9 protein-coding genes and 1 pseudogene are annotated in these 18,686 nt (G+C 67.1%); 4 read left to right on the top strand and 6 right to left on the bottom strand.

The features are described from left to right. Positions 1 to 265, bottom strand: a pseudogene (locus KIK05_RS23425) (hypothetical protein); the annotation flags it as partial. Positions 266 to 373: 108 nt separating this feature from the next. On the opposite strand from KIK05_RS23425, the gene pip reads away from it, so the two are divergent. Then, positions 374 to 1,336: a prolyl aminopeptidase gene (pip, locus tag KIK05_RS23420; RefSeq protein WP_214412934.1), complete on the top strand. Its 963-nt coding sequence runs from the start codon at positions 374 to 376 to the stop codon at positions 1,334 to 1,336. Between the two features lie 74 nt (positions 1,337 to 1,410). Here the strand turns inward: pip and KIK05_RS23415 are convergent, their stop codons facing one another. The 5 genes from KIK05_RS23415 to KIK05_RS23395 form a co-directional block, all read right to left on the bottom strand. Continuing rightward, entirely contained in the window at positions 1,411 to 2,613 is a 1,203-nt protein-coding gene (locus KIK05_RS23415; RefSeq protein ID WP_214412933.1) for an MFS transporter, read from the bottom strand. A gap of 246 nt (positions 2,614 to 2,859) precedes the next feature. Further along, entirely contained in the window at positions 2,860 to 3,303 is a 444-nt protein-coding gene (locus tag KIK05_RS23410; RefSeq protein ID WP_214412932.1) for an Rrf2 family transcriptional regulator, read from the bottom strand. 383 nt (positions 3,304 to 3,686) lie between these two features. After that, complete coding sequence (locus KIK05_RS23405) at positions 3,687 to 4,163, bottom strand: ATP-binding protein (RefSeq protein ID WP_214412931.1); 477 nt, start codon at positions 4,161 to 4,163, stop codon at positions 3,687 to 3,689. Positions 4,164 to 4,513: 350 nt separating this feature from the next. After that, positions 4,514 to 4,879 (bottom strand): nuclear transport factor 2 family protein, encoded by a 366-nt coding sequence (locus tag KIK05_RS23400; RefSeq protein ID WP_214412930.1) that lies wholly within the window; start codon positions 4,877 to 4,879, stop codon positions 4,514 to 4,516. A 121-nt stretch (positions 4,880 to 5,000) separates the two neighbouring features. Then, a complete protein-coding gene (locus tag KIK05_RS23395; protein WP_214412929.1) occupies positions 5,001 to 5,975 on the bottom strand; it encodes a hypothetical protein in 975 nt (324 codons plus the stop codon). A 590-nt stretch (positions 5,976 to 6,565) separates the two neighbouring features. Between KIK05_RS23395 and KIK05_RS23390 the strand changes: the two genes are divergently transcribed. The 3 genes from KIK05_RS23390 to KIK05_RS23380 are packed head-to-tail and all read left to right on the top strand — an operon-like array spanning position 6,566 to position 18,653. Beyond that, positions 6,566 to 11,764, top strand: coding sequence for a DEAD/DEAH box helicase (locus tag KIK05_RS23390; RefSeq protein WP_308250078.1), 5,199 nt, complete (start codon positions 6,566 to 6,568; stop codon positions 11,762 to 11,764). After that, a complete protein-coding gene (locus KIK05_RS23385) occupies positions 11,761 to 14,607 on the top strand; it encodes a DUF8741 domain-containing protein (protein WP_214412928.1) in 2,847 nt (948 codons plus the stop codon). The genes KIK05_RS23390 and KIK05_RS23385 overlap by 4 nt, the downstream gene beginning before the upstream one ends. After that, positions 14,604 to 18,653 (top strand): Eco57I restriction-modification methylase domain-containing protein, encoded by a 4,050-nt coding sequence (locus tag KIK05_RS23380; RefSeq protein WP_214412927.1) that lies wholly within the window; start codon positions 14,604 to 14,606, stop codon positions 18,651 to 18,653. Before KIK05_RS23385 ends, KIK05_RS23380 begins: the two co-directional genes overlap by 4 nt. Positions 18,654 to 18,686: the final 33 nt, after the last annotated feature.

The following is an 18,686-nucleotide window of genomic DNA, read 5'->3' as shown; positions in this document are numbered from 1 at the left end:
CCGCCGCGATCACCCGCGCCGTGCAGAACGACGCCACCCGGCGCGCCGCCGCCGCCTCACGACCGAAACGCGACTTCAGCTCCCCATCACCGGCGGCGTCGCCGTGCAGCACCTTGATCGCCACCCGGTGGCCCTGGGCGTCGTAGGCCTCGTACACCACCCCCTGGCCGCCGGCGCCCAGCCGTCCCGCCAGCCAGTACCCGCCCAGCCGCTCCGGATCCTCCGGCCGCAGGCCACCCGTCACGCCATCCACCCATCGTCTCATCGGCAGAACATCGCTTTAGATGCGCGGGAGCCCACCGGAGTTCACGATGAGATCCCGGCGCGCGCCCTGCCGATCACGCGCGGGTGGACGCTGCCACAATGGCTGGGCATGAGGACGCTCTATCCACCGATCGAGCCGCACGACTCCGGCATGCTCGACGTCGGCGACGGCAACCGTATCCACTGGGAGGTCTCCGGCAATCCCGAGGGCAAGCCGGTGGTCATGCTGCACGGAGGGCCGGGCGGCGGCTGCGGCGAGAACCACCGCCGCCAGTTCGACCCCGAGGCGTACCGCATCGTGCTGTTCGACCAGCGCAACTGCGGGCGCAGCCTGCCGCACGCGAGCGACCCGGCCGTGTCCCTGGAGCACAACACCACCTGGGACCTGGTCGCCGACATCGAACGGCTGCGGGGGCATCTGGGCGTCGACCGCTGGCAGGTGTTCGGGGGCTCGTGGGGGAGCGCGCTGGCGCTGGCGTACGCGCAGACCCACCCCGAGCGCGTCACCGAGCTGGTGCTGCGCGGCATCTTCATGCTCCGCGACTTCGAGCTGCGGTGGTTCTACCAGGAGGGGGCCTCGATGGTCTTCCCCGACCTGTGGGAGGACTACCTCGCGCCGATCCCCGAGCAGGAGCGCGGCGACCTTCTCGCCGCCTTCCACGCCCGCCTGAACGACCCCGACCCCGAGGTACGCCTGCCCGCGGCCCGCGCGTGGAGCATCTGGGAGGGCTCCACCATCACCATGCGGCCCAACGAAGAGATCATCGCCTCGCACTCCGACGACGACTACGCGGTCGCCTTCTCCCGCATCGAGAACCACTACTTCGTCAACCGCGGCTTCTTCGAGGAGGAGCAGCTCCTGCGCGACGTCGACAGGATCCGCCACATCCCCTGCGTCATCGTCCAGGGCCGCTACGACATGTGCACCCCGCCTCGCACGGCCTGGGACCTCCACCGCGCCTGGCCGGAGGCCGAGTTCCACATGGTCGAGGCGGGCCACGCCTACTCCGAGCCCGCGATCCTCGACCGCCTCATACAGACCACCGACCGGTTCGCCCGCGACCGCGCCTGACGGTACGTGCCGGGCCGGTCCTCGGCCCGGCGCGTACCCACCTGTGGAAACACCGGCGGTGGGGGCCGCTGGAGTCACTCCGCGCGCCTGGCGGCCGCCACGGCGGGGGCCGCGGCCCGGTCCGGTGCCTCCCGCCGCCGGATCGCCGAATGGGCCAGCTCGGCGCAGACCAGCCCGAGGGCGATGAGGACGGCGGCGAAGGGGCCCAGCCCGTACGGTCCCACCGCCGCCATGCCGAGCGCGCCGACGGCCGCCGCCAGCGAGACGCCCACGTACACGGTGGCCGAGGCCAGGCCGGTGAGCACGGGGGCCAGGTGGGGGAACACCGACAGCAGCCGATGGGTCTGCGGCGTCAGCGCACCCCACCCGCACAGGCCCCACACCACCAGGGCCAGGACGGAGGTCGCCAGGTACCGGCTGGACCAGGGCAGCAGCGCGAAGTCGATCGCGGCGACGGCGACCGCCGTGTTCAGGACACGACGGTTGCCCAGCCGGTCGGTCAGCCGGCCGGAACCGAGGGTGCCCGCCGTCGCCGCCAGCCCCCACACCAGCAGGAGCAGGGCGAGCGTCGTGCCGTCGCCGTGCGTGACCCGGTCGAAGCCGATGCCGATGTAGGAGTAGACGGAGAACAGCCCGGTGTACACCAGCAGGGTCGTGCCGAGGGTGAGCATGACGCGGGCGTCGGCGACGGGGGTCAGGCGTTCCCGCAGGCCGAGCGGCACGGGCGCGGCGATGGACGGCAGCAGCGACGCGACGCCGAGCATGCTCAGCAGGCCGACGGCGGCGATGAACAGGATGGTGGCCCGCCAGGTGCCGGTGAGGCCGGCCAGGGCGGTGCCGAGCGGCGACCCGAGAGCGGTGGCCGCGCTGAGACCGGTCATCACCAGGGCGATGGCCCGGCCCCGCTTCTCGGGAGGGGCCAGCGCGGCGCCGGCCGCGTTCGCCGCCGGGGTGACCATGGCACCGCCGGCGCCGGCCACGATCCGTCCGGCGAGCACGAGCCCGAAGACGGGAAGGGTGACGGTGGCGAGGTTGCCCAGGACGAAGACGGCCAGGCCGGTGACCAGCAACCTTTTGCGCGGCCAGTTGCCGGTCAGCGCGCCCATGACGGGCGAGAGCACCGCGTAGGCCAGCGCGTACGCGGTGATCAGCTGGCCGGCGGCGGCCGTGCCGACGTGCAGCGACGCGGCCATCTGGGGGAGTATCCCCGCGATCACGAAACTGTCGGTTCCTATGGCGAACACGCCCGTGGCGAGCACGAGCAGGGACCGGTACATGACATGGCTCCTATCGTAACCAAATCTGTTACTTCAAACGGCGAAAGAAAGACCGGCCCTGGCGGACCGGCCACGGATTCAGGCGATCACACACTTTCGATGACGCGTGAGGTTTCGTGTCCTCAGGCGCGCGAGAGCGGTGCCCGTGCTCCGTCGATGCATCGGAGGGAGTGAGTCGGCGCCCTCAAGGGCGCTCGTGTGAGGGTCGATGTCCTCCTCAAGGTGCCGGGGTGGGCGTTGGCGTCCTCAAGGGTGTTCTGTTCGGGCGATCGTGTCCTCCAGTACATCGGCGATGGAAGTGGACGCGAGTTCCGCGTGGAGGGCGGCCTCGGCCCTGGCGTACGTGCTGCGCAGCACCGGCTGGATGCCCCGGCCCACCGGGCACGCCTGGTTCGGAGTGCCGGCGTGGAGGGCGAAGAGGGGGGCGTCCTCCACCGCGTCGCGCACCGACGCCAGGTCGATCGAAGCGGGATCCCTGGCCAGCCGCCACCCGGCGCCCTGCCCCCGCTGCGTCACCACCAGCCCGGCGTCCCGGAGCCGCCCGAGGATGCGCCGGATCACGACCGGGTTGGTGTTCACGCTGTCGGCGATCTGCTCGGACGTCATGACCCCGTCCCCCCGCCGCGGCTGGACGAGCGCCATCCAGGCGAGCGCATGGACGGCCACGGTGAACCTGCTGTTGGAACTCATCGCAACCAATCCTGTTACAACAGGGCCGCTGTTGTCCAGCCCGAAATGGGCCGGCCGTGGCACTTCACGCGAAGCGATCCGGGCGGCTTCTGGGACTGCCGACCGGTCGGCTTACGACGTCATTCTGTCGTACCGGCTGATCGCCCCCGCGTCGTAGGAGGCCGTCACGTAGATCGCCCGCGAGTCCGGAGCCGGGACGACCACACCGCCGAGTTGATGCTGCAGCCTGGTATCGGTGCAGGTGGCCGGGCGGTTCCCGCCGATGCATCCGGCGTAGGGCGGATCGCCCCTCGCCGTCCGGCTCGGGTGCGTGACGATCCTTTGACGCATCCCGAGTACGACCACGTGCGTACGGCGAGGGCCGTCCGATCCGCGCCCTCTCGTCACGGGCCCAGGGCGAACCAGACGACGCAGCGGGGGCGCTCCTCGATGAAGCCCCAGCGGGAGGACAGTGCCCGGATGAGCCGGATGCCGCGCCCGGACTCGGTGAGGTCGCCGGGGGAGTGGCGGCACACCGACGGGACGGTCTCCGCCCCGTCGTCCACCACCTCGACCTGGACGCAGCCGTCCTCCTCGACGAACACGACCGCGCCGATCACCGGTGACGTGGTGTGGACGAGCGCGTTGGTGATCGCCTCCGACAGCAGGAGCACGGCGTCGTCGCGACGCGGGTGGCCGTCGAGGATCTTCCCGAGCCACCGCCGCGCCTCGCCGGCGGAGGTCGCGCCGGCGAGGAAGGCGGCCTTTTCCAGCAGGCGGATCTCGGGGGTGGTGTGACGGACGGCATCGTCGCGCATCTGGGCCTCGTCCTTCGTGAGGTCGTCGACGTGGGCGGCGAGCGGATGACCTCTCGCCTTCAACCGTGGACGTTAGGAAGCCCAGCCCGCCCCGGACAGCGTCCCGGCGAGCCGCACCAGGTCGCAGTCCTGTCGATCACGAGTCGCAGCCGCGTCGTAACCGATCCGCCCCTCTGCCTCCGAGAACCACGCGGCCCCGGCCATCACCCTCCCGGCCGGTCGACTCAGTGGCCAGGTCGACTCGATACCACGGCCGGGTCGTCACTGCGGCCGGTTCGACGGCGGGCCGGTGCGACAGCGGGCCGGTTCGACGGCGGGTGGGCGACTCGACACACGGCGCGGGCGACGGACCTGCGCCCTCGCGCACCTGGTCCATGAGGCGATGGCCCGACCCCGAGAGCCACGGATGGCGATCACCGGTCGATGAACTGGTGGTCGCTGACGATCAGCCCGTCGTCGTCCAGCACGATGAAGTCGAAACCGACGCTGACCACCTCGCCCGAGGCCGCCTTCACCATCTCCCAGTTGAACCGCACGGCATTGTGGTGGCCGTCGGCGTTCGGGACGGGACGGAAGACGTACTCACCCGGCCGCACCCATTGGTCGTACGCCGCCGCGACCCGTGCCTCCATCTCCTCGTGGCCGTGCACCTCCCGCGTCGGCGTGTAGTGCGCCGCGCCGGGCGCGAAAAGCTCGCCGATCACCTTACGGCGCGATTCGGCGTCCGGTTCGTTCCACATCGCGATGTAACGGCGCGCGAACTCGTTCAGGTCGCTCACGATCTTCCTCTTTCCCAGGCTTCTCAGAACGCTTCTCGTTCGCGTGGCATCCTGTGGGCATGCGACGACCTCCGGCAATTCCCTCACGGGAATGACACGGAGGCCGATGATGCGTTCGGGATCAGCCGGGACGGCGCCGGCTTCGGGGAAGACCCAGCGGCACGATGACGACGACCGCCGCCGCGAAGAGCACGGCCAATGTGACCGCCTCACCGGCCAACCGTACTGATTCTCGACCCTGTGACAGCCCGGCCGTCACCAGGTGGAGCCGGCAGAGCGCCGCCAGCGTGACCCCGATCGACACGGCGACCCACCATGCGAGGAAACGTTCGGGCTCGGCGGCGAGGAGCAGCAGGAGAACGCAGGAGACGATCAGCAGCGCGAGCGCCGCCCCGGCGGCCCCGGTGGTCACCTGGTCGCCGGCCGACCCGTTCGCCAGATCCCACAGGGAGAGGCGCCTGACTCCGCCTTCGCCGTGCCGGAGGCTCATCCATGGCAGTGTGCTCCCGATCAGCAGCAGAACGGAGAGCATCGCTCCGCGGGCCGCGTACGCGAGCCTGCGGCCCATGTCCGCAGGCCACCGCGCGCCGTCGGAAACCACTCTGCGCCGGACGGAATCGCTGTCGTCGGCGGTGTCGACCAGCGCCAGCGCGCCGAGGCCGAGGACGAGCACGAACGTCTCGCCGAGCGCGGCGGCCACCCCCGGCCCGGCGGCGGCCGGTACTTCCGCCGGATGGGCAGCCGTACCGGTGAGGGCCTGGTCGAGCCACATGGTGTTCACGAAGCTCAAGACGGCCGTGAGGATCGTGCAGAGCACCAGGGGACGCGCCGGGCGGAGCGCCGTCAGGAGGGTGAGGGCGAGGCTCAGCATCAGCATCCCGAGCGCGCTCACGCCGTGCTCACCGAGCTCCCGGACATCGGACCCGGGCAGGTCCCACAGCGAGAGGACTTCGACGGACCGGATGCCGTCATGTCGTACGACCCAGGGCCCGGTCGTCGTGATCAGCACCATGAGCGACAAACCGCCGCAACACACCGCGTACCGGATCCGCTGCACGGCCTCGAAGGGCTCGAGAACGGCTTGGCTTCTGGACATTGGAGTTCAGACGTCACTTTCGTAGCGGGAAAGGACGCTCCGAGGTGGCCTAGCGCCACAATGTGGCGGGCGGGCACGATGGCGTCGGCCTTGGAAGCAGAGATGACTTGCCCCATCCCCGGGGAGAAACGTCCACGCTGCTCAGGCCACCTGCGTCCCAGTGATCGCCCTGGACGGTACGCGCCTTGCAAGGCATGGGAAGTCGCTCGGTGGGTTCATACCAGGGCGTGGAGGTGCCGCCTTCAGGTCATGCAGGTGTCACCTGGCCCGTGTTGGGCGGTACGCCCACGACGGTGGTCAGCTGTGGCGGCGCCATCACCGATCCCTCGCCACTGACAGTTATCAAGTTGCTACTTACTGTAAGTAAAGTCACCTTGATGTCCGGGGCCAATGAGACGAGCCGTGGGGAGGACGCTACCTCTGATCGTGAACATAAGTGAGGTTTGTGGAAGAAAATCCCTTTCTTTGAGTGACTGCTCTCCCGGGGCTCGTGTACCGCGATTGGGAAGACATCCTTCAGCGTGTTCTGTCCTACATGGCTGAATTTCTCGACAAAAGATGATTAAGTACCTCCACGCCTCCTGGAAGGCGTGATCCATCTCGACATTGGTATGTCCATCGAGGAGTGTGGCGTGGACGTCTTTGAGGTGCATGAACAGCTTGTCGCTGACTACGACGAGTTCACCACCTCTCTGGTCAGCGTTCGTGACCCCCGCATCGCCGCGCACCTTCAGGACGAGCGCGCGGCGCGATCACGCTGGCCCCACCCGTGGGTATCCCTCAATCCGAGCTTCGAGCCGGGCGGCACTGTTGCCAAGCTGGCCGAAATGGGAACGCTCCACACGCACTGCGAGCGCCTGTTCAGGTTCAAGGAGACGTCGGAAGATCCAGGGGCTAGGAGCATCTCTCTCCATCGTCACCAGCGTGAGGCGATCGAGGTCGCGCGTAAAGGCCTGAGTTACGTCCTCACCACCGGCACGGGCTCTGGCAAGAGCCTGTCCTACATGATCCCCATCGTGGACTCCATCCTCCGCAACCCGGAGCCCGGCCGGGTCAAGGCCATCGTCGTCTACCCGATGAACGCCTTGGCGAACAGCCAGATGGAAGAACTCGCCCGGTATCTCAAATGGGGGTTGGCCAGGAACGAGCAGCGGGTCACCTTCGCCCGCTACACAGGCCAGGAGAGCGACACTGACCGCGAGGCCATCCTGGCGCGTAAGCCGGACATCCTGCTGACCAACTATGTGATGCTCGAATACCTGCTGACGCGCCCGACCGAGCGGCGGCATCTCATCGGTGCGGCGCAAGGGCTGCGCTTCCTCGTTCTAGATGAGCTGCACACCTACCGTGGGCGCCAGGGCGCGGACGTCGCGCTGCTCGTCCGGCGGCTTCGTGACGCCTGCGCGGCACCAGAACTGCAGTGCGTTGGAACCTCGGCGACCATGGCCACCACAGAGACCTTCGCCCAGGCGCAGGAAGTCGTCGCCGACGTCGCCACGCGGTTGTTCGGAACCGAAGTCACTCCGGATCGCGTGATCGGCGAAACTCTGATTCGTGCGACCGCCGACCGAGACCCGGGCAAGAGCGAACTACTGGCTTCGATGGAACAGGCCGGCGAAGGTCGTGAGTATGCACAACTCGCCGACGATGCGTTGGCCTGCTGGATCGAGACGAAGTTCGGCCTTACCAGGGAGTCCGGTACCCAACGGCTTGTTCGGCGAAAGCCGACCCGAGTGGCCGACGCCGCTGAGGAGTTGCGCACGCTGACCGGCGTGGAGCGCGAACGTTGCTCGGTAATCATCGAGAAGGTGCTTCAGGAGGGCGCCAGAGCTCGACACCCGGAAACGAAGCGGCCGCTGTTCGCCTTCCGGCTACATCAGTTCCTGTCCAAGGGGGACACCGTCTACGTCAGTCTCGAACCGGAGGCTACGCGGCACATCACCAGTCAGTACCAGGTGAGCGTGCCACACGACCGCGAGAAGATGCTCTTTCCGCTCGCCTTCTGTCGGGAATGTGGCCAGGAATACCTGGTCGTGGCCAAGCGCAAGGACGAAAGTTTCGGCGCCAGGCAGGAGGCCGACGTCGCCGGTGGCAACGACGCGAACGGGTACGTGTACATCAGCACCGACCATCCCTGGCCCGCCGATCCTGTCGCAGAAGGCAGGCTGCCCGACTCCTGGCTGGAGGGGGGTGACGACGGCGGAAGCCAAATCCGTAAGAGCCAGTTAGATCACTTACCCAAGGAGATCTGGCTCGGTCCTGGCGGTAGTCAGGTGCCGGCCGGGCAGGGACAACGTGCTTGGTACTTCCAGGAGCCGTTCAAGTTCTGCCTGCGTTGCCGGGTCTCCTATGAACAGGTGCGTGGCAAGGACTTCGCCAAGCTGGCGACCTTCGCCTCAGAAGGCCGTAGCTCGGCCATGTCGCTGATCAGCACCAGCATCATCCGCAACCTCCGTCGTCAGCCGGAACTTGATCAGAAGGCCCGCAAGCTGCTGACCTTCGTCGACAACCGCCAGGACGCGAGCCTTCAGGCCGGGCACCTCAACGACTTCGTCCAGGTCACCCAGGTCCGGGGAGCTTTGTATCGCGCTGCCGTCGCCGCGGGCGAGGACGGGCTCCGTCACGACGATGTTGCCCAGAAGGTGGAAAGAGCACTTGCCTTGCCCATGACCGCCTTCGCTCAGAACCCGGATGTCAAGTTCGGTCAGCTTGAGCACGTCTACAAGGCCCTACGTGGCGCTCTTTCCTACTTGATCTACGTTGACCTGGCTCGTGGCTGGCGCATCACCATGCCTAACCTGGAGCAGACCGGGCTGCTGCGGTTCGACTATGTGGCACTGGACGAGATCGCCGCCGACGACGACTACTGGTCTCAGACCCACGTCGCGCTCCGTGATGACACGCCTGGTCATCGCGCGGAGCTGATCAAGATCGTCCTGGACGAGATGCGCCGTGCCCTCGCCGTCGATGTGGACGTGCTCACACTGGAGGGTTACGAGCGCATCCTTCTGCAGTCCCGCAATTACCTGACCGGCGTCTGGGCGCTAGGTGAGGTCGAGACCCGCATCGAGGCCGCCACCGTTTACGCTGCCCCCGGGCGTCCAGGGGAGCGGAGGAACCGGGTCAACTTCACCGGCCGCTCCGCGCTGGGCCGCTATCTACGCTATGTCGCCTATCCCCAGCACAAGCTGACGGTGGACGACGCCCAGTCCGTCATTACGACCATGTTGTGGGCGCTGGAGAAGTACGGCCTGCTGCTCCAGGCCGATGAAGGGCGGAACGGTGCACCGGGGTATCGGCTGAAGTCCTCGGAACTGATCTGGCGCGGCGGTGACGGGAAGACCGGCGCCCCCGATCCGCTGCGCAAGACCGTGGACCCGGACGTGGGGTCCAGGGTCAACGCGTTCTTCCGCGACCTTTACGCCGAACACGCCGTCGAGCTTTCGGCGATCCAAGCCGCCGAACACACCGCTCAGGTCCAGGCGGATATCAGGCAGGAACGAGAGCGCCTCTTCCGCGAGGGGGTGCCGCTGCCGCTGTTGTACTGCTCGCCCACGATGGAGCTGGGTGTCGACATCGCGACCCTCAACGCGGTCGCGATGCGCAATGTGCCGCCGACGCCGGCCAACTACGCCCAGCGGTCAGGGCGCGCCGGGCGAAGCGGGCAGCCGGCGCTCATCACGACCTACTGCTCCACCGGAAGTCCACACGACCAGTACTACTTCCGGCGCTCCGAGCGTATGGTCGCGGGAAGCGTCGAACCGCCCCGGCTCGATCTCACCAACGAAGACCTGGTGCGTTCGCACGTCCATGCCGTCTGGTTGGCCGAGACCGGTGCCTCCTTGCGCTCGCGGATGTCGGAGGTCCTGGACGTCGCCAACGAAGCCGAGCTGCCGATCCTGGACACCCTTCGTGTCCAGCTTGAGGACGAAGGCGCGATCCGCCGGGCCATACCCAAGGCTAAGAAGGTGCTGGCCGACGTCCTGACGCCCGCGAATCTCACAACGATCAGCTGGTGGTACGAGGGGTGGGTCGAAGACACCGTCCGCGGCGCGGCGAAGTGGTTCGACAGCGCCTGCGACCGGTGGCGCGGTCTGTTTCAGGCGGCCACCGCCGAGCAGAGGGAGCAGAACCGCCGGGTCATGGAGGTCTCCCTGCCTCCCGACAAGAAGGACCAGGCCCGTCGCCGCCGCACGCAGGCGGAGAACCAGCGGAAACTGTTGCTCAACGAGGACAGCGACCGGCAGTTCAGTGACTTCTACACCTATCGCTACTTCGCCTCCGAGGGCTTCCTGCCGGGCTACTCCTTCCCTCGTCTGCCCCTTGCCGCCTACGTGCCCGGAGAGCGGGGCACGAAGGGGAGCTACATCCAACGGCCCAGATTCATCGCGGTCAACGAGTTCGGCCCCGGAGCGCTTATCTATCACGAGGGGCGTCGCTACGAAGTGGCCAAGATCCAGGTGCCCACCGGCGAAGAGGGCGAGGTCACCACCAGCGAGGCTCGTATCTGTGCTCAGTGCGGCTACTGGCACGACCGGCAAGCCGGTACGGATGTATGCGACGAGTGCGATGCGGAGCTTCCTGGGTCCCTGCCCGGCCTGATGCACCTGGCAACCGTTGAGACCATCCGTCGCCAGCGCATCTCCTCCGACGAGGAGGAGCGCCGCAAGGCCGGATTCGACCTGCTGATCACCTACCGGTTCAGCAGGCACGGCTCTCGAGAGGGGAAGCTCCACGCTCGAGTACGGAACGGTGACGACGTGGCCGAGCTCGTCTACGGAGACGTCGCGACCGTTCGCATCATCAACCAGGGACGGCGAGGCCGGAAGAACCGCAACGAGATCGGTTATTGGCTCGATCCCGTCCGCGGCCGGTGGGCCAAGGACTCCGACGCCACCAACCAGGCACCCGAGGACGAAGGGCTGCTTCCCATCGATAAGGCGCAGCGGATCACTCGGGTCGTTCCTTATGTCCAAGACCAGAAGAACATCTGCGTCATCCGGTTGGCCGCACCGGTTGAGGAAAGCGTCGCGACCACGCTCCGGTACGCGCTGGAGCGCGGCATCGAGGCCGAGTTCCAGCTGGAGGACGCCGAGCTGCACAGCGAGCCTCTCCCCGACCCGCAGAACCGAGGGCGAATGCTCTTGATCGAGAGCGCCGAAGGCGGGGCGGGCGCGCTGCGCCGCCTCCAAGACGAGAAGGACGCGCTCAGCAGGGTCGCCCGCCGTGCGATGGAGATCATCCACATCGACCCGGACAGCGGTGAGGACCTCGACCGTGCCAACGGCGCACGTGAGCGGTGCGAGCGAGGCTGCTACGACTGCCTGCTGTCGTACTCGAACCAGCGCTGGCACGAGCGGATCGATCGGCTGAGCGTGGTCTCGCTCCTGCGTGAAATCGCGGGTTCGTCCACCGAGCCCACCAACGGTAAGGCGACTCCCGAGGAGCACTTGACCGAGCTTCGCGCGAGGTCGGAGAGCGAACTGGAGCGCAGCTTCGTCGAATTCCTTCGGGAGCACGACTACCGGCTTCCCACCGCCGCCCAAGAGCTCGTTCCCGACGCACTGGCCCGACCGGACTTCGCTTATCACACCAAAGCGGGCAATATTGCGATCTTTATCGATGGACCGCACCATGATTCAACTGATGTGATCGAGCGCGACATACAGGCGGAAGACCGGCTGATGGACCAGGGGTGGCTGGTGATTCGTTTCCGCTATGACGACAACTGGGACGAGATCGCACGCAGGTACTCCGGCGTCTTCGGCACGGGACGAGGGAACAGATGACGTACACCGCAGGATCGCTGGTATCGGCTCGTGGCCGCGAATGGGTCGTCCAGCCTGGGAGCGGAACCGACTTTCTCGTCGTCCGGCCGCTCAATGGGGACACCGATTTCGAGGCCTGCCTGTTCCGCAACGAGGTCCATGACGCCACCTTCCCGCCGCCCACGGCCGACCAGGTCGGCGACAGCGTGGCCGCGAGCATGCTCCGTACGGCACTGCGCATCGGCTTCACATCCGGCGCCGGGCCGTTCCGCTCCCTGGCCGCCATCGCCGTGGAGCCCCGCCAGTACCAACTCGTCCCCCTGCTGCTGGCCATGCGCATGGACACCGTCCGCCTGCTCATCGGCGACGACGTGGGTATCGGCAAGACCATTGAGGCGAGTCTCATCGCCAAGGAGCTCCTGGAGCGCGGCGAGGCGAACGGACTGACTGTGCTGTGCTCCCCGGCTCTGGCCGACCAGTGGGTGGCCGAGCTGCGCGACAAGTTCGCCATCGAGGCCACCGCCGTCCTGCCGTCCACGGTCACCCGGCTGGAGCGCGGGCTCCGGCTGGACGAATCCATCTTCGAACGTCACCCGATCACCGTGGTGTCCACCGACTTCATCAAGTCGGACCGCCGCTACCAGCAGTTCGTCCGCACCTGCCCGGACCTGGTGATCGTCGACGAAGCCCACACCTGTGTCGCGGCGGGGTCCACCAGCAGGCAGAGCCAGTTGCGCTACCGGCTACTGCAGGAACTTGCCGCCGATCCCGAGAGACACATGCTTCTGGTCACCGCGACCCCGCACAGCGGCAAGGAAGAGGCCTTCCGCGACCTCATCGGCCTGCTCGACCCCAAGCTGGCCGGCGTCGATCTGGAATCCGTCAGGGGCCGGGAAGAGCTCGCCAAATACTTCATCCAGCGTCGCCGCAACGACATCAAGCGCTACCTTGACGAGGAGACCCCCTTCCCGAAGGCCCGCTACATCCGCGACGTCTCCTATCTGCTGACGGGCGACTATCACAAGCTTGCCCGCCAGGTCCTGGCCTACGCCCGCGAGACCGTCCGCAAGCCTGGCACCGGCCTGGGGCAGCGCGTCTCCTGGTGGTCGGCGCTCGCGCTGCTCCGCTCGGTGGCCTCCTCCCCTCGAGCCGCCGCCGCCACCTTACGCACCCGATCGGCCACAGTCGCCGCCGAGACCGAGCCGGAAGCCGACGAGCTGGGCCGCGCCAGCGTCCTCGACCTCACCGACGAAGAGGCACTTGAAGGCCTCGACGCCGCGGCCGGAGGCCAGAACGGTGAGGAGAGCGACAGCGAACGGCTGAAGCGGCTCGCCCGTGCTTTTGGAAAGATCGAGGGTCCTGAGGACGACGCCAAACTCGCCGCCCTGATCGACCTGGTCAAGGAGTCTCTGGCCGAGGGTTTCGACCCGATCGTTTTCTGCCGCTTCATCCCGACCGCCGAGTACGTCGCCGAGCACCTGGCCAAGGCGCTCGGCAGGAAGGCCCACGTCCGGCACGTCACCGGCCAGCTGCCGCCGGAAGCCCGCCAGCAGGCGATCCAGGCCCTCGCCGCCGAACCGGGACGGCACGTCCTGGTCGCCACCGACTGCCTGTCCGAGGGCATCAACCTGCAGGAACACTTCCAGGGCGTGATCCACTACGACCTGGCTTGGAACCCCACCCGGCATGAACAACGAGAGGGCCGGGTCGACCGATTCGGCCAGCGCGCCGAGAGCGTGCGAGCCATCACTCTCTACGGCCGCGACAACGGCATCGACGGCATCGTCCTCGACGTGCTGATCCGCAAGCACCGCACCATCGCCAAGCAGACCGGCGTCGCGGTGTCCGTGCCGACCGACAGCGACGACGTCATCAAGGCTCTGGTCGAGGGCCTGTTGCTCCGCGGCGAGGACAGCCAGGACCAGCTCGACTTGGACATCGGCGTGACCAGAACCCGCGACCAGGTCCACAAGGCCTGGGAGGATGCGGCCGACCGAGAGTCCAAGGCCATCCGCAAGTACGCCCACTCGGCCATCAAGCTCGGCGAGGTCAGGCAGGAGGTCGCCGAGATCCGCGCGGCCCTGGGCACCTCGGCCGACGTCTCCCGCTTCACGCGAGAGGCTCTGTCGGCCTTCGGCGCCCTTGTCGAGTCGAACGGCGACGGCTTCCGCGCCGACATCCGCGACTTGCCCGTCAGCCTCCGGCATGCCCTCGGCCTGGATCTCCACGGCAAGGCCGACCATCTCGGCTTCCACCCTGACATTCCCGCCCCGCCCGGAAGCCACGCGCTCGTCCGCACCGATCCCGTGGTCCGCGATCTCGCCAGAACCGTCCTGGACTCCGCACTGGAGGGCGACGGCCCTGCCAAACGGCTCGGGGTCATCAGGACCGCGGACGTGAGTACGCGGACGGTGCTGCTGCTGGTCCGCTACCGCTTCCACGTCACCCTGCCGGGCCGTACCGGAACCAGGACGATGGTCGCCGAGGACGCCCAGGTGATGGGGTACCGAGCCGGAGCACAGGGCCGCGAATGGCTGACGGAGGACGACATCACCGCCGCCTTGGCGGCCAAACCCGTCAACACGCTGCCCGAGCTGGTTCAGCGCACCGCCGATCGCGTCCTGGGTGAGCTCGTCGCAGAGACCAAAGATGAGCAGACCGGCCAGGTTCGACGCGAACTGGCGCCCGAGTTCGCCACCGAGCTGGGCGTGCGCGGCGACATGCTCGCCGCCCGCCTCGCCGAATCCCACCAGCGGGTCCGCGGCGCGGCAGGCGCCGGGACGAGAGGACTGAAAGTGACCGCCATCCGCCCGGCCGACGTGCTCGGCGTCTACGTCTACCTGCCCGCCGGAGGCGTCCGATGAAAGGTGGTTACCTCGCCGTCGACGTCCAGGGGGGCCTCATCCCGCAGGACGTGCTCTCCCGCATCGCCGCCGCGGACCGCGGACTGCCCGGCATGCGGCCCGAGGACTACTACCTCGCCGAATCGGAACGGCTCGCGGACGCGGCCAGCCGCCGCTGGGACTACCTGCTCGGTGCCTACCGCGCCTTCCGCGAGAAGCTCGTCGCCCTCCCCGAGTCGGACGCGGCGACCACGCTCACCCGGGAACGCTGGCTGCTCATCCTCTTCCAGGAGCTCGGCTTCGGACGCCTGACCTATAACCACGGCAGCCTCAAGGCGGCGGACAAGGAGTTCCCTGTCTCCCACCTGTGGCACAGCGTGCCCATCCACTTGCTCGGATGGAAGACCGACCTGGACCGTAGCGTCCCCGGGGTCGTCAAGCGTGCGCCCCAGTCGATGCTGCAGGAGTTCCTCAACCTTTCCGACGACCACTTATGGGCGGTGCTGTCAAACGGCCGGCGGCTGCGCATCCTGCGCGACTCCACCGCGCTGGTCGGCTCGGCCTACGTCGAGTTCGACCTGGAGGCCATCTTCGACGGCGAGCTGTACGCGGAGTTCGTCCTCCTCTACACGCTGCTGCACGCCTCCCGCTTCGAGCTGATCGCCCCTGACGAGGGCACGCCCACCTGTGCTGACTGCTGGTTGGAAAAGTGGCGGGCCTTCGCCGCCGAGACCGGGATGCGGGCCCGGGACCAGCTCCGCGACGGCGTCAAAGGAGCCCTGGAGGCCCTAGGCACCGGCTTCCTGGTCGCCAACCCCAAGCTCCGGGCGCAGGTCGAATCGGGCAAGCTCACGGCCAAGGAGTTCCGGCACGAGCTGCTGCGCCTGGCCTACCAGCTCATCTTCATCTTCGTCGCCGAGGACCGGAACGCGCTACTCGATCCGGATGCGCAGCCGGCCGTACGGGACCGCTACGACAACTGGTTCTCCACCCGCCGGCTGCGGAAGCTTGCCGTACGGCGCGCCGGAGACCGGCATCGGGACCTGTGGAAGACCGCCGTCATGGTCATCAAGGCCCTCGGTGCGGACGAGGGGCTGCCGGAGCTGGGATTGCCCGGCCTGGGTGGTCTCTTCTTCCGTACGGCCGGCGCCGTGCCGGAGCTGACAGACGAGCCCCGCCCCGACCAGCTGCTCTGGTGCGAGCTGCCCAACGAGGCGTTCCTGACCGCCATCCGGTCGATGTCCACGGTTCGCGACAAGGACGGACGGCCTCGCGACGTCGACTTCCAGCACCTGGGCGCCGACGAGCTGGGCAGCATCTACGAGTCGCTGCTGGAGCTGGTGCCGTACGCGCACTCCAACGGGCACACGCGGTTCGAGCTGAGGGAGAAGGTCTCCGGCAATGAGCGCAAGCTCACCGGGTCGTACTACACGCCGACTTCGCTGATCGAGTCTCTGCTCGACACCGCGCTCGACCCGGTCATCGACGAGCACGCCGCCTCCGGCGACCCGGACGACCTGCTGAAGATCACGGTTTGCGACCCCGCATGTGGATCAGGACACTTCCTGGTCGCTGCCGCGCGTCGGATCGCCAAGCGGTACGCCGCCATGGTCACCGGCGAGGACGAGCCCGTGCCGTCCGAAGTGCGGAAGGCCATGCGCAAGGTCGTCGCCGCGTGCATCTACGGGGTGGACCTCCAGCCGCTCGCCGCCGAGCTGGCCAAGGTCTCACTCTGGATCGAATCGCTGGAGCCCGGCCAGCCGCTGGCCTTCCTGGACTCCCACATCAAGGTCGGCAACGCTCTCATCGGCACGACCCCGAAGCTCATCGAGGCGGGGATCCCCGAGGGGGCCTTCAAGGCACTCGAAGGCGACGACAAGAGCGTCGTCGCCGAGCTGAAGAAGGTGAACAAGCAGGAACTGCGAGGAACGGTCGGACGCGGGTCGCGCCATGACGCGTGGGGGACAAGCTTGCTGTTCGACGATGACGAGGTCGCCGGCCTGGCGGACGCCCTGGTGAAGAAGGCCAAGAGCTTCGCCGAGATGCCCGTGCTCAGCGTGGCAGACGTGCGCGAGCAGGAGCGCCGCTTCCAGGAGTACGACTCGTCCCCGGAACTGGCCCAGGAACGGCTGATCGCCGACGCCTGGTGCGCGGCGTTCGTCTGGCGCAAGCACCCCAAGGCTCCGCGTGCCATCACCACCTCGACCATCCGGGCGCTGAAGCGTGGTGGCGGGCTGACGCCTGAGCAGTCGGTGGAGCTGCGGAAACTGGTCGACCAGTACCAGTTCTTCCACTGGCACCTGGAGTTCCCCGAGGTCTTCCAGGTCAAGGGAGGAGAGGTGAACTTGGAGACGGGGTGGAGCGGCGGCTTCACCTGTGTCCTCGGCAATCCACCCTGGGAAAAGGTGAAGCTTTCGGAGAAGGAGTTCTTCGCGGGGCGGAACGACGCGATAGCGAATGCGGGCAACAAAGCGGCCCGCGACAAGCTCATCAAGGCACTGGCCGTCTCCGAAGAGGGAAGGTCACTGTACGAAGCGTTCACCGACGCCAAGCGGCGGGCTGAAGGCGAGAGCCACTTCCTGCGGGCTTCGGAACGGTATCCGCTGACCGCCCGAGGTGACGTCAACACCTACGCCATTTTCTCGGAGAACAACCGGACCGTGCTGCACGCACGAGGCCGTCTTGGGATCATCGTTCCTACAGGCATCGCCACTGATGCCACCACGCAGTACTTCTTCAAAGACCTTGTCCTCAAGCGCTCCCTGGCCTCGCTCTACGACTTCGAGAACGCCAAGGGGATCTTCGCTCAGGTGCACCGCAGTTACAAATTCAGCCTGCTCACGCTCACCGGGCACAGGAGCGGCGTGGACCGAGCCGACTTCGCGTTCTTCCTGCACGACGCCGCCCAGCTCGGCGACGATGGCAAGCGGTTCACGCTCACCCCAGACGAGATCACGCTACTCAATCCCAACACCGGCACCTGCCCGGTCTTTCGCGCTCGTCGCGATGCGGAGATCACTCTTGGTATCTATCGCCGCGTCCCGGTCCTTCTCAAGGAGGGCGACCCAAACGGCAACCCGTGGGGTGTCACCTTCATGCGGATGTTCGACATGTCGAACGACTCCGCGCTCTTCCGCCCCAGCGAAGCGGATGGCGAGACACTGGAGACGATGCTCGCCGACGGCTGGAAGCTGGAGGGCAATATCCTCGTCAAGGGCAACAGGCGCCTCCTCCCGTTGTACGAGGCCAAAATGCTCCACCACTACGACCACCGCTGGGCCACATACACCGCAGACGGCTCTACCAGCGACCTTTCTTTGTCAGACAAGCAGGACGCCAGCACTGTTGTGCTTCCGCGGTACTGGGTCAGCGAAGCAGAGGTGGATCAGGGACTGGATGACAAGGACTGGGGCTCCGACTGGTTCCTTGGGTTTAGGAAGATCTGCAGGTCGACCGATGAGCGCACAAATATCGCATTCGCTGTTAGGAAGGCAGGGTTAGGGGATTCTGGAAATCTCCTGCTTCCCGGTCGGGGGGCGCCACAAGCTCTGCTGGCCTCGGCGATATCCTTCCCGCTTGATTACGTCCTGAGACAAAAACTCGGTGGAACAAATCTGAACTTTTTCCAGTTCGAGCAGTTGCCATTCTGCCCGCCAGAGAGCTTTGAGCGGAGCTGTGCATGGGCCGCTGAAACTACCCTTGAATGGATCAGCGCGAGAGTGTCGGAGCTGTCGTACACCGCTTACGACATGGCATCTTTCGCCCATGACCTCGGCGATGATGGGCCGCCATTCATCTGGGACGAGGAACGGCGATCGATGATCCGGGCCGAGCTCGATGCGGCGTTCTTCCACCTCTACGGTGTCGCCCGTGACGATGTGGACTACATCATGGACACCTTCCCCATCGTCAAGCGCAAGGATGAGGCCAAGTACGGCGAATACCGCACGAAGCGCCTGATCCTTGAGCTCTACGACGCCATGCAGGATGCCATCGACGGACGCAAGCCGTATCAAACCCCGCTGGACCCTCCTCCCGGCCACGGCCCGCGCCACCCGGCTCGATGACACGTATATTCGAACAGTTCGATTCCGTAAGTC

Origin of the sequence: Sphaerisporangium fuscum (assembly GCF_018531465.1) — a bacterium.
In the GTDB taxonomy this organism is placed as follows: domain Bacteria; phylum Actinomycetota; class Actinomycetes; order Streptosporangiales; family Streptosporangiaceae; genus Sphaerisporangium; species Sphaerisporangium fuscum.
Note: the sequence above shows the minus strand (reverse complement) of the source record. Positions and strands in the feature narration are given on the sequence as shown.